Annotated in this window: 11 protein-coding genes; 8 read left to right on the top strand and 3 right to left on the bottom strand. The window is 73.3% G+C overall.

Annotated features, from left to right (window positions below; all coding sequences use genetic code 11):
• The first annotated feature begins 8 nt into the window (after window positions 1–8).
• Complete coding sequence (locus tag HNR68_RS19005) at window positions 9–1,544, top strand: acyl-CoA synthetase (protein WP_179723009.1); 1,536 nt, start codon at window positions 9–11, stop codon at window positions 1,542–1,544.
• Window positions 1,545–1,559: 15 nt separating this feature from the next.
• The gene (locus tag HNR68_RS19000) at window positions 1,560–2,525 is read left to right on the top strand and encodes an LLM class F420-dependent oxidoreductase (RefSeq protein ID WP_179723007.1); all 966 of its coding nucleotides are present in this window, start codon (window positions 1,560–1,562) and stop codon (window positions 2,523–2,525) included.
• A 50-nt stretch (window positions 2,526–2,575) separates the two neighbouring features.
• On the opposite strand, the gene HNR68_RS18995 is transcribed toward HNR68_RS19000, so the two are convergent.
• Window positions 2,576–3,268 carry a histidine phosphatase family protein gene (locus tag HNR68_RS18995; RefSeq protein WP_179723005.1) on the bottom strand — a complete coding sequence of 231 codons (693 nt, stop codon included), beginning with the start codon at window positions 3,266–3,268 and terminating at the stop codon, window positions 2,576–2,578.
• Window positions 3,269–3,378: 110 nt separating this feature from the next.
• On the opposite strand from HNR68_RS18995, the gene HNR68_RS18990 reads away from it, so the two are divergent.
• The gene (locus tag HNR68_RS18990) at window positions 3,379–4,170 is read left to right on the top strand and encodes an enoyl-CoA hydratase/isomerase family protein (RefSeq protein WP_343050249.1); all 792 of its coding nucleotides are present in this window, start codon (window positions 3,379–3,381) and stop codon (window positions 4,168–4,170) included.
• Entirely contained in the window at window positions 4,167–5,057 is an 891-nt protein-coding gene (locus HNR68_RS18985; protein ID WP_179723003.1) for a crotonase/enoyl-CoA hydratase family protein, read from the top strand. Before HNR68_RS18990 ends, HNR68_RS18985 begins: the two co-directional genes overlap by 4 nt.
• Window positions 5,058–5,107: 50 nt before the next feature.
• On the opposite strand, the gene HNR68_RS18980 is transcribed toward HNR68_RS18985, so the two are convergent.
• Window positions 5,108–5,929, bottom strand: a complete 822-nt coding sequence (locus HNR68_RS18980; protein WP_179723001.1) for a crotonase/enoyl-CoA hydratase family protein — start codon at window positions 5,927–5,929, stop codon at window positions 5,108–5,110.
• 206 nt (window positions 5,930–6,135) lie between these two features.
• On the opposite strand from HNR68_RS18980, the gene HNR68_RS18975 reads away from it, so the two are divergent.
• The 4 genes from HNR68_RS18975 to HNR68_RS18960 are packed head-to-tail and all read left to right on the top strand — an operon-like array spanning window position 6,136 to window position 11,582.
• The gene (locus HNR68_RS18975) at window positions 6,136–7,059 is read left to right on the top strand and encodes an SMP-30/gluconolactonase/LRE family protein (protein WP_246330489.1); all 924 of its coding nucleotides are present in this window, start codon (window positions 6,136–6,138) and stop codon (window positions 7,057–7,059) included.
• A gap of 14 nt (window positions 7,060–7,073) precedes the next feature.
• On the top strand, window positions 7,074–8,744 hold the full coding sequence (locus tag HNR68_RS18970; RefSeq protein ID WP_179722999.1) for a class I adenylate-forming enzyme family protein: 1,671 nt from the start codon (window positions 7,074–7,076) through the stop codon (window positions 8,742–8,744).
• Between the two features lies 1 nt (window position 8,745).
• Window positions 8,746–9,774 carry a phosphotransferase gene (locus HNR68_RS18965; RefSeq protein WP_179722997.1) on the top strand — a complete coding sequence of 343 codons (1,029 nt, stop codon included), beginning with the start codon at window positions 8,746–8,748 and terminating at the stop codon, window positions 9,772–9,774.
• Window positions 9,775–9,806: 32 nt separating this feature from the next.
• Window positions 9,807–11,582, top strand: coding sequence for an acyclic terpene utilization AtuA family protein (locus HNR68_RS18960; RefSeq protein ID WP_179722995.1), 1,776 nt, complete (start codon window positions 9,807–9,809; stop codon window positions 11,580–11,582).
• Between the two features lie 8 nt (window positions 11,583–11,590).
• On the opposite strand, the gene HNR68_RS27470 is transcribed toward HNR68_RS18960, so the two are convergent.
• Window positions 11,591–12,208, bottom strand: coding sequence for a TetR-type transcription factor C-terminal domain-containing protein (locus tag HNR68_RS27470; protein ID WP_179722993.1), 618 nt, complete (start codon window positions 12,206–12,208; stop codon window positions 11,591–11,593).
• Between the last annotated feature and the right edge of the window lie 27 nt (window positions 12,209–12,235).

The raw sequence follows: 12,235 nt of genomic DNA, 5'->3' as shown, positions 1-12,235 counted from the left end.
GGAGCCGCATGTACCCAGGAGTCCACGCCGCGACCCACCCCGACAAACCTGCTCTGGTCATGGCCGGTTCCGGCCGCTCCCTGACCTACCGCGAACTGGACGAACGGTCCCTGCGGCTGGCGAACCTGCTGCGCGCCGCCGGGCTCGGCCGGGGCGACGTGGTCGCGCTGCTCAGCGACAACACCCCGGAAGCCTTCGAGGTGTACTGGGCCGCCCTGCGCTCCGGCATGTACCTGTGCGCGGTCAACAGCCACCTGCAACCCGCTGAGGTCGCCTACATCGTCAACGACTCGGGAGCCAGCGCGCTGGTGGTGTCCGCCCGGCTGGGCGAGCTCGCCGAAGCGGTCACCGGCGAGGTCCCCGGTGTCGGGCTGCGGCTGGCCCACGGCGGTTCCGTGGCGGGCTACGACGACTACGAGCAGGCACTGGCCACCGCGTCGGTGGAGGTGCCGGCCTCCCAGCCGTGCGGCGCGGACCTGCTCTACTCCTCCGGGACCACGGGGCGCCCCAAGGGGATCAAGCCCGCGCTGCCCGACCGCGAGGTGCACGAGCCCGGCAACCTGCTCGTCGAGCTGCTGCGCGGCGTGTTCGGCTTCGACGAGGACACCGTCTACCTCTCCCCGGCGCCGGTGTACCACGCCGCACCGCTGCGGTACTGCGCGTCGGTGCAGGCGATCGGCGGCACCGTGGTCATGATGGAGAAGTTCGACCCGGAGGGCGCGCTGCGCGCGATCGAGCGCCACCGCATCACGCACAGCCAGTGGGTCCCGACCATGTTCGTCCGGATGCTCAAGCTGGACGAGGAGGTCCGGCAGCGCTACGACCTCTCCAGCCACCGGGTGGCGGTGCACGCTGCCGCGCCGTGCCCGGTGGAGGTCAAGCGCGCGATGATCGAGTGGTGGGGGCCGATCCTGCAGGAGTACTACGCGGCCACCGAGGGGATCGGCATGACGATGATCGATTCCGCGCAGTGGCTGGAGAAACCGGGCTCGGTCGGGCGCTCGGTGCTGGGCGAGGTGCACGTCTGCGACGAGGACGGCCGGGAGCTGCCTCGCGGCGAGGTCGGCACCGTCTACTTCGGACGGGACGAGATCGGCTTCGAGTACCTGGGTGACCCGGAGAAGACCCGGTCGGCCATGCACCCCGAGCACGAGAACTGGGCCACCGTCGGCGACCTGGGCTACCTGGACGAGGACGGCTTCCTGTTCCTCACCGACCGCAAGGCCTTCATGATCATCTCCGGCGGGGTGAACATCTACCCGCAGGAGGTCGAGGACGTGCTGGTGCTGCACCCGGCGATCCTCGACGTCGCGGTGTTCGGGGTGCCCGACGAGGAGATGGGGGAGTCGGTCAAGGCCGTCGTGCAACCGGCCCCCGGTGTGCAGCCCGGTCCCGAGCTGGAGCGGGAGATCCTCGACTACGCCCGGCAGCGCGTCGCGCACTACAAGGTCCCGCGCAGCGTGGACTTCGCCGACGAGCTGCCGCGCACCCCGACCGGCAAGCTCGTCAAGGGAAAGCTCAAGGCGCGCTACGCGCGCGCGTGACCAGGAGGACAGCCAGTGCAACGACGGTGGGGCATCACGGTGCCGTTCCAGGACGTGCCGATGGCCGAGCAGCGCGAGCTGGTCGCCGAACTGCCGGACCTGGGCTTCACGGACGTGTGGTCGTCGGAGGCCGGCGCCGCCGACGCCTTCACGCCGCTGGCGCTGGCCAGCGCGTGGGCCCCGCAACTGCGGCTGGGCACCGCCATCGTGCCGGTCTACACCCGCGGGCCGGCGACGCTGGCCATGAGCGCGGCGACGTTGGCCGCGGCGGCCCCGGGCCGGTTCGCGCTCGGCATCGGCACCTCCTCCAACGTGATCGTGGAGCGCTGGAACGGCATCCCGTTCGACGAGCCCTACAAGCGGGTGCGCGACACGCTCCGGTTCCTGCGCAAGGCGCTGACCGGCGAGAAGGTCACCGAGACCTACGACACCTTCCAGGTCCGGGGCTTCAAGGCGGCGGTGGTCCCCGACCCGGCGCCACCGCTGCTGGTCGCGGCCCTGCGGCCGGGGATGCTGCGGTTGGCAGGCCGGGAGGGCGACGGCGCGATCATCAACTGGCTGTCCCCGGAGGACGTGCGCACCGTGGTGCCGCACGTGCACCAGGGCGGTGCGGGCAAGGAGGTCGTGGCGCGGATCTTCGTCATGCCCGACACCGACGCCGACACCGCGCGCGCCATCGCCCGGCGGCAGATCGCGGCCTACCTGAACGTGCCGGTGTACCGGGCGTTCCACGAGTGGCTCGGCCGCGAGGAGCTCACGCCGATGTGGCAGGCGTGGGACGCCGGTGACCGCAAGGCGGCGCTGGCGGCGATCCCGGACCGCGTGGTCGACGACCTCGTGGTGCACGGACCGGCCGAGCATTGCCGGGAACGCGTCCAGCAGTACGTCGACAACGGCGTCACCACCCCGGCCATCGCGCTGCTGTCGCCGGGGAACCCGGTGGACGCGGTCCGCGCGATGGGCCTGGAACAGCCAGGATGAGGAGGCCGCCGATGCCACGCCGGTGCCGCGCCGTGGACCTCGCGGGAGCGTCAGGTCAGCGCCGCGGCCCGGCCCGAGAGGTCGTCCTGCAGGTGAGCGGTGTCGTTGAAGGCGCGGACGATCCAGCGGTCTCGGGTCACCACGATGCGGGAGATGGACCCGTTGTCGGCGCCCAGGAACGCCAGCGGCCGGGACCCGGTGGCCAGCGCCATCACCTGGCCGATGACGCCGCCGTGGGTGAACACCGCGATCCGCTGGTCCGGGTGCGCCGCGGCCAGGCGCTCGATCGCGCCGCGCACGCGCGCGCTCAGCGCCTCGGTGGACTCGGCCCCGGGGATGACGTCCCAGCGCTGCTCGGCGTGCATGCGCTGCACGACCGGGTCGCCGGCGGCCACCTTCTGGCGGAACAGGCCGCCTTCCCACTCGCCGAGGTGCACCTCGCGCAGGTCGGGCTCGACCCGCGGGGTCAGGCCGAGGCGGGCGGCCAGCGGTGCCGCCGTCTGCGCGGTCCGGCGCAGCGTGGTCACGTAGAGGGCGTGCAGACCGGCGTCGGCCAGCCGCTGCGCGACGCGCTCGGCGTGCTCCCGGCCCTCCGGCGCCAGGTCCGGGTCTCCCTGCCCGTCGACGAGCGGGAAGGGGCGGTCGGGCCGTGCCGGGGCCGATTCGCCGTGCCGGACCAACAGGATGTCGGCGGCCCCGGCCGGGACCGAGAACCGGGACTGCCGGTACTCCACGTCGGACATGCTGGCTCGCTCTCCTCGCGTTTCGGGTCCACCAGGACCTTCCCAGCGCACGCAGTCGTTTTCAAGTCGTCCCCGAGGTGCGGTGCGCCGCACCCCTTGCTGGAGCGGTGGTGAACACAGTGGACGGTGGCGAGGTCCTGGTGACCCAGGACGGGTCCGTGCTGACGATCACGATCAACAGGCCGGAGCGCAAGAACGCGGTGGACACGGCCGCCTGGCGCGGGCTGCACGAGGCGATCACCCGGGCCGCGGCGGACGACGACGTGCGCTGCGTGGTGATCACCGGCGCCGGTGGCGACTTCTGCGCGGGCGCGGACCTGAGCAGCGACCGCGGCACGCAGCACCCGCTGCTGCGGATGCACGGCATCAACGACATCGTGCTCGCCCTGCACGAGCTGCCGAAGCCGTCGGTGGCCAAGGTGCGCGGGGTGGCGGTCGGCGCCGGGTGGAACCTGGCCCTGGGGTGCGACTTCGTGGTGTGCACGCCCGACGCGCGGTTCTCGCAGATCTTCGCCAAGCGCGGGCTGTCGCTGGACTTCGGCGGGTCCTGGCTGCTGCCGCGGATCGTGGGCATGCAGCAGGCCAAGCGCCTGGCGCTGCTCGGCGACATCATCGGCGCCGAGGAGGCGCGCGAGATCGGCGCGGTCACCTGGGTGCGGGAGGACGACGAGATCGACGGCTTCGTCACCGACCTCGCCGAGCGCCTCGCGCAGGGCCCGCCGGTCGCGCTGGCGCAGAACAAGCAGGTGCTGCACGCGGGCAGCCACCAGAGCCTGCGGGAGGCGCTGGAGAACGAGGCCCGCGCGCAGACCATCAACTTCGCCACCGACGCGCCGGCCGCGCGGAAGGCGTTCGTGGACAAGACCGAACCCGAGTTCACCGGGGAGTGGATGGTGCGATGAGCCACGAGCAGATCCGCTACGAGGTCGCCGACCGCACCGCGACGATCACCCTGCACCGGCCGGAGAAGCTCAACGCCTTCACCCACGTGATGCGCGACGAGCTCATCGACGCGTTCGACGCCGCGGACGCCGACGACGAGGTCCGCGCGGTCGTCCTCACCGGTGCCGGGCGCGGGTTCTGCGCCGGGGCCGACCTGAGCGCGGGCGCGGACACCTTCAACGCCGCGGCGGACGGCGAGCGCGCGGCCGCCCGTTGGTCGGCCGGGGAGATCGACGGGGTGCCGCGCGACGGCGGCGGAACGGTGGCGCTGCGCATCGCCGAGTCGCGCAAGCCGGTGATCGTGGCGTTCAACGGCCCGGCGGTCGGGGTCGGCGTGACGATGACGCTGCCCGCGGACATCCGGCTGGCCGCCGAGTCGGCGCGGTTCGGGTTCGTCTTCGCCCGCCGGGGACTCCTCCCGGAGGCGGCGTCGACGTGGTTCCTGCCGCGCGTGGTCGGCATCTCGCAGGCGATGGAGTGGGTGGCCACCGGGCGGGTGTTCGACGCGCGCGAGGCGCTGTCCGGCCGCCTGGTGTCCCGGGTGGTCCCGGACGACGAGCTGCTGCCCGCGGCGCGCGGGATCGCCCGGGAGATCGCCGAGAACACCTCGGCGGTCTCGGTGGCGGTGTCCCGGCAGCTGCTGTGGGGGATGCTCAGCGCGGACTCGCCGTGGGAGGCGCACCGCCTGGACTCCCAGGCGATCCACCACCTCGGTGCCGCCCCGGACGCCGCCGAAGGGGTCGAGTCGTTCCTCGCCAAGCGACCGGCGGAGTTCCCGATGAAGGTCAGCACCGACTACCCGGACTTCCTCCCGCACTGGCCCGAACGTCCCGCCGGGCAGCCGTGATCGCGGTCCGGGGCACCGCGCACCGGTCCCCGCCGAGCGCGCGCGGCGCGTCAGGCGGGGTCGGTGAAGCGCGGGTCGCGGCGCTCCAGGTTGGCCTTGACCGCTTCGGTCTGGTTGGGGCTGCCGATGAGGGACCCGATCGCCTCCTGCTCGGCGTCGAAGCCCTCGGCGAGGCCGGCGCGGCCCGCCATGTCGAGCAGGCGCTTGGAGTGCCGGACCGCCTCCGGGCTCTTGCTCGCGATCTCGCGGGCCAGCTCCAGCGCCGCGGCCCGCGGGTCCGGCTCGACGCGGGTGGCCAGGCCGAGCTCGGCGGCCTCGGTGCCGCTGACGACGCGTCCGGTGAAGGTCAGCTCCTTGGCGACGTCGCGGCCCACCAGCTCCGGCAGCAGCTGGGTGCCGGTCATGTCCGGCACCAGGCCCCACTTGATCTCCATCACGGACAGCTGCGCGTCGGGCGCCACCAACCGGATGTCCGCGCCCAGCGCGACCTGGAGGCCGCCACCGAACGCCACCCCGTGCACCGCGGCGATCACCGGGACCGGGATCGTCGCCCACACGTACGCCGCCTGCTGGCCGCGGGCCTTGGCCGGGCCGACCGGTTCGGTGGTCGCCGGGCGCCGCTCGAAGGACCGGCCGCCGTCGGCCATCTGCTGGAAGCTGGCGAAGTCCAGCCCCGCGCAGAACGCCCGGCCCTCGCCGGAGAGCACCACGGCGCGCACCCCGCGCTCCTCGCGCAACCGCAGCCCGGTGGCCACCAGCGCGTCGAACATCGCCTGGTCCAGCGCGTTGAGCTTGTCCGGCCGGCTCAACCGCACGTCCGCCACGCCGTCGGTGGTGGTGCAGCTGACGCGCTGGTCGGGCGAAGTGGTCACGGGTCCTCCCGGGAAGGCGTGGTGCGCGACGGACTTTCCCGCACGCTATGGCGGTTTTCAGCGCGACGTCAAGAACGTCCCCGATCGTCCTCTTGTGCTCCTCGCGCGGACGCGCCTAATGTCACCGGCACGCGTGCACGGATCTTCCCGCGAGTCTCGCAATTCCTCAGTGGACGGATCGGGTCGGCGACCCGGGAAGGAGCACCATGACCGAGATGCGGCAGATCGCCTCGGGGCTGCAGTTCCCGGAAGGTCCGGTGGCGATGCCGGACGGTTCCGTGCTGCTGGTGGAGATCAAGCGCGGCACCCTGTCCCGGGTCGCCCCCGACGGCTCGGTCTCGGTCGTCGCCGAGTGCGGTGGTGGTCCGAACGGGGCGGCGATCGGCCCGGACGGTGCGGTCTACGTCTGCAACAACGGCGGTTTCGAGTGGTGGGAGGTCCGCGGCCGCGACGTGCCGGGCGAGCAGCCGGCGGACTACATCGGCGGCCGGATCCAGCGCGTCACGCTGGACGGCACCGTCACCGACCTCTACACCGAGGTCGACGGGCACGGGCTGCGCGGGCCCAACGACATCGTCTTCGACGCCCACGGCGGCTTCTACTTCACCGACCTGGGCAAGCGGCGGCCCCGCGAGGTCGACCGCGGCGGGCTGTACTACGCCACCCCCGACGGCAGCCGGATCGAGGAGATCGCCTACCCGCTGGCCGACGCCAACGGGGTCGGGCTGTCCCCGGACGGATCGCGGGTCTACGTCGCGGAGACCAGCACCGGGCGGGTCTGGTACTGGGACGTCGAGGGCCCGGGGCGGTTGCGCCGCACCGGGAACGGACCGGCCGGTGCGGCGCTGCTGCACGGCTTCCCCGGCTACCAGCTGCTGGACTCGCTGGCGGTGGACTCCGAGGGCAACGTGTGCGTGGCGACGCTGGTCACCGGCGGCATCAGCGTGATCTCCCCGGACGGCGAGCTCAAGGACGTCGTCAAACCGCCCCGGCACGACCCGCACGTCACCAACATCTGCTTCGGCGGCCCGGACCTGCGCACCGCCTACATCACCTCGTCCGGCTGGGGGATCCTCTACGCGGTGGAGTGGCACTGCCCCGGCCTCGAGCTCAACCACGCGCGGCACTGAACGAGGAGGGCGTGATGGCGGAGGACCTGCGGGAGCGGTTGCTCGCCGAACTCACCGGCCCCGGTGGGGAGTTCGAGATCGCCGAGCAGGAGGTCGGCGGCATCCCGATGCGCGTCTACACCGGTGGACCGGCGACGCTGCGCGACGTGGTGCTGTTCAGCCGCGGTCACGGTGACCGGGAGTTCCTGGTCTACGAGGACTTCCGGTGCAGCTACGCCGAGCACTTCCGGCTGGTGGCCGGGCTGGCGCGGTGCCTGCGGGAGGAGTACGGGCTGACCCAGGGCGACCGGGTCGCCATCGCGATGCGCAACTTCCCGGAGTGGGCGGTCGTCTTCTGGGCGATCCAGGCCGCGGGCCTGGTCGCGGTGCCGCTCAACGCCTGGTGGACCGACGCCGAACTCCGCTACGGGATGACCGACTCCGGGGCGGCGCTGGTGTTCGCCGACGCCGAGCGGACCGCGCGGCTCGACCGCGACGTGCCGGTCGTGGAGGTCCGCGGCGGCGAACCCGGGCCGGGCGTGCGGGCGTGGTCGGAGCTGGTGGCGTCGCTGCCGGAGCAGGCCGAGCTGCCGGACGTGACCATCGGTCCCGACGACGACGCGACGATCCTGTACACCTCCGGCACCACCGGACGCCCCAAGGGCGCGGTCGGCACGCACCGAAACCACTGCACGAACCTGCTCAACACGGTGGTCGGCAGGCGGGTCCAGGCCGCGCTGGCCAACGGCGGGGTGTTCCCGCCCCTGGGCGACCCGAGCGCGCCGCAACCCGGTGTGCTGCTGACCTTCCCGCTGTTCCACATCGCCGGGATCAACTCGCTGTGCTTCGCGACGCTCGTCGGGGCGAAGCTGGCCACCCTGTACCGGTGGGACCGGGAGGCCGCGGCGCGGCTGATCGTCGAGGCGGACCTGACCACCGCGGCCGGGGTGCCGACGGTGATGCGCGACCTCGTCGAGAACGTCGACGAGGCGAGCCGGCTGGACGGCGTCAACATGGGCGGGGCGCCGATCCCGCCCGACCTCGTCGAGCGCATCGGCCGACTGGGCACGGGCGGAGTGGCACCGGGCAACGGCTACGGCCTGACCGAGACGACCTCGGCGGTGGTCATGAACGCGGGCGGTGACTACCTGGCCCACCCCGACAGCGTCGGCCGGTGCGTGCCGGGGGCGGACCTGCGCGTCGTGGACCCGGCGACCGGTGACGACCTGCCCGACGGCGAGATCGGCGAACTGTGGTTCCGCGGGCCGAACATCGTGCGCGGTTACTGGAACAACCCGGAGGCCACCGCGGAGGCGTTCGTCGACGGCTGGTTCCGCACCGGCGACCTCGGGTACGTCGTGGACGGCTGGGTGCACGTGGTGGACCGGCTCAAGGACGTGGTGATCCGCGGCGGCGAGAACGTCTACTGCGCGGAGGTCGAGGCGGCGTTGTTCGAGCACCCCGCGGTGGCCGACTGCGCGGTCATCGGCCTGCCGCACCCGACGCTGGGCGAGGAGGTGGCGGCCGTGGTGAACCTGCGGGAGCCGGTCGAGACCACCGAGCTGCAGCAGCACGTCGCGGCACGGCTGGCGGCGTTCAAGGTCCCGGCCCACGTGGTCGTGCGCGACGACCCGCTGCCGCGCACCCCGACCGGCAAGGTGCTCAAGCGCCGGCTGCGCGAGCGCCTCGGCGCGCAGGGGGTGTGACGTGGAGCTGCGCGGCATCGAACCGGGCCCCACCGAGCGCTGGTTGCGCGACAACGTGCCGGGCCTGCGCCCGCCGGTGACCTTCTCGCTGGTCTCCGGCGGCCGGTCCAACCTGACCTACCGGGTCACCGACGCCGACGGCGTGGTGCGCGCGCTGCGCCGGCCACCCACCGGCGGGGTGCTCAGCACCGCGCACGACATGAGCCGCGAGTGGCGGTTCCTCTCCGCCCTGCACGGCACCGCGGTGCCGGTTCCCGAGCCGTTGGCGTACTGCTCGGACACCTCGGTGACCGGCGCCGAGTTCTACGTGATGGGCTTCGTCGACGGCACGGTGCTCGGCGACGGGGCCGCGGCGGCGCCCTTCTCGCTGGAGGCCCGACGGCGGGCCGGGATGGCGACGGTGGAGTGCCTGGCGGCGCTGCACACCATCGACCCGGACGCGGTGGGGCTCGGCGGTGTCGCCCGCCGCGACGGCTACCTGCAGCGGCAGCTGAGCCGGTGGCAGCGGCAGGTGCACCAGTCCGGCGCGCCCGACCTGGAGCTGCTGGACGCGGTGCACGACGCGCTGGTGGCCGGGGTCCCCGAGCAGAGTACCGGGATCGTGCACGGTGACTTCCGGCCGGGCAACCTGTCGTTCGCGCCCGACGGCGAGGTGCTGGCCGTCTTCGACTGGGAGCTGGCCACCCTGGGCGACCCGCTGGCCGACCTCGGCTGGCTGGTGGCGTCGTGGGTCGAACCGGGGGACGATGTCCCTGGCGTCGCCCACGGTCCCACCGCCGAACCCGGGTTCCCCGGCCGCGACGAGGTCGTCGCGCGCTACGCCGAGCTGACCGGCCGCGACGTCTCGCGCCTCTCGTACTACGTGGCCTTCCAGCGCTGGCGGTCCTGCTGCATCACCGCCGGGGTGCGCGCCCGCTACCTGGCCGGGGTGATGGGCGACGACGGCTACGACGCCGAGGCGCGCGCGGCGGAGGAGCTCCGCCAGGCGCAGCTGGCGTGGGACGCGGTGCGAGAGCTCGGGCTGGTGTGAGGCGGCGACGACACGACGTGGAGGCGAGACCAATGACGCGGGCCATCCGGATCGGCGGGTTCTCCGGCTACTTGGGCGACCGGCGCAGCGCCCTGGACGAGGCGATGGCCGGCGCGCCCTGCGACGTGCTGATCGGCGACTACCTGGCCGAGTTCACCCTCGCCATGCTGGCGGCCCGGCACCGCACGGACCCGTCCAAGGGCTACGTCGAGTACTTCCTCGACCAGCTCCGACCGCACCTGGGAGCGCTGGCCGAACGCGGCACCAAGGTGGTGGTCAACGCCGGCGGGTTCAACCCGGCGGGGCTGGCCGCGGCGGTGCGCGCGATGGTCACCGAGAACGGCGCGCCGCTGCGGGTCGCGCACGTGGAGGGCGACAACATCCTGTCCACAGTGGATGACCTGCTGGCCGCGGGGCACGAGATGCGCAGCATGGACAGCGGTGCGCCGCTGGCCGACTGGGGGCACCGGCCCATCGCGGCCAACGCCTACCTCGGCGGGTGGGGGATCGCCGCGGCCCTGCGCGCCGGCGCGGACGTGGTGGTGTGCGGGCGGGTCACCGACGCCTCGCTCACCGCGGGCCCGGCCGCGTGGTGGCACGACTGGCGCCCCGACGACTGGGACCGGCTCGCCGCCGCGGTGGTCGCCGGGCACGTCATCGAGTGCGGGCCGCACGCGGTCGGCGGGAACTTCTCCGGCTTCACCCAGGTGCCGGGGATGGTCCGCCCCGGCTTCCCGGTCGCCGAGATCGACGCCGACGGCACCACGGTCATCACCAAGCACCCCGGTGACGGCGGAACGGTCACAGTGGACACCGTGACCGCCCAGCTGGTGTACGAGATCCAGGGCCCGCGCTACCTCAACCCGGACGTCACCGCGCACCTGGACACCGTGCGGCTGCGCCAGCTCGCACCGGACCGCGTGGAGATCTCCGGCGCCACCGGCTCCCCGCCGCCCCCGTCGACCAAGGTCGCGATGTTCGCCCCGATCGGCCACCAGATCGTCGTCAGCGTCTACGCCACCGGCCTGGACGTCGACGAGAAGGTCGCGCTCGTCCGCGCCCAGGCCGAGGCGCTGCTGGAGGGGGTGGACGCCGAGCTCGACGTGACTGCGCTCGGCACGGCCGCCGAGGACCCGGACCGCCAGTGGGACGCCACCGTCCAAGTGCGCATCATGGCCACCGCCGCCGAGCGGGAGCCGCTGGCACGGCTGTCCGAGGGCATCGGCGAGCTGTTCCTGTCGAGCATCCCCGGCTTCTTCACCGACAACGCGGCGCGCCAGTCCAGCTCGCCGAAACCGCGCATCGACTACTGGCCGTCGCTGCTGGCGATCGACGCGGTGCCGCACGAGGTGGTGCTCGACGACGGCACCCGGATCGCGGTCGACCCGCCACCGGCCACCGAGCAGCCGAGCCAGCCCACGCACCCGGAACCGGCGCCGGTGGCGCTCGGCGAGACCCGCCGCGTCCCGCTCGGCCGCCTCGTGCACGCGCGCAGCGGTGACAAGGGCGGCAACAGCAACGTCGGCCTGTGGGTGGCCGACCCGAAGGCGTGGCCGTGGCTGCGCAGCCTGCTCAGCACCGAGGAGCTGCGGCGGCTGATGCCCGAGGCGAAGGACCTCGACATCGTCCGGCACGAGTTCCCGCACCTGCGGGCGGTGCACTTCGTCCTGCGCGGACTGCTGGGCACCGGTGGTTCGAGCAACCTGCGGGTGGACCCGATCGGCAAGGCGGTCGGCGAGTTCCTCCGCGCCCGGCACGTCGACGTCCCGGTGGAGCTGCTGGAACGCGGACCGGCCGCGCACGGCTGACGGCCGCTTCAGGCGCCGACGATGCGCAGCGCGATGGTGACGTAGCGGTCGGCCAGCTCGGCCGGGTCGACGTCCCCGTCCGGGTCGTACCACTGCGGGATGGCGTTGCACGCGGCCTGGATCGCCCGCCGCGCCTCGGCGGGGTGTTCGCAGCGGAACGTCCCGCGCCGCACCCCGTCTTCGATGATGTCGTCGAACAGCTGCGTCGCCGACCTGCGCAGCTCGGCGAGCCGTTGCGCGTGCACCGGGTCCAGGTTGTCGGCGTCCCGGGCGGCGATGGTGCTCTCCACCCGCCGCCGCACCCGGTAGTCCACGGTGGCGCGCACGAGCGCGCGCAGCCGCTCGGCCGGGTCGTCGGCGCAGTCGCGCAGCGCCGCACCGCAGGTGCGCACGTAGTCGTCGACGCTGTCCTCCAGCAGACCGGCGAACAGCTCCTGCTTGCTGGAGTGCCAGTAGTACAGCGCGGACAGGCTCAACCCGGCCCGCCTGGCGATGTCCCGGATGGACGCGCCGTGGTAGCCCCGCTCGGCGAAGATCTCCCGCGCCGCAACGGAGAGCGCGTCGCCGCCCTGGCCGCGCGGGATCGCCGGGCCGGTGTGGGACGAGGAGTCCGATGCCGTCGTCACGCACCCAGAATACGACTCGCTCGGGAG

Origin of the sequence: Saccharopolyspora hordei, from assembly GCF_013410345.1 — a bacterium.
Taxonomy (GTDB): Bacteria; Actinomycetota; Actinomycetes; order Mycobacteriales; family Pseudonocardiaceae; genus Saccharopolyspora; species Saccharopolyspora hordei.
The sequence above is the reverse complement of the archived record's forward strand: the minus strand, read 5'-3'. Positions and strand labels throughout refer to the sequence as shown.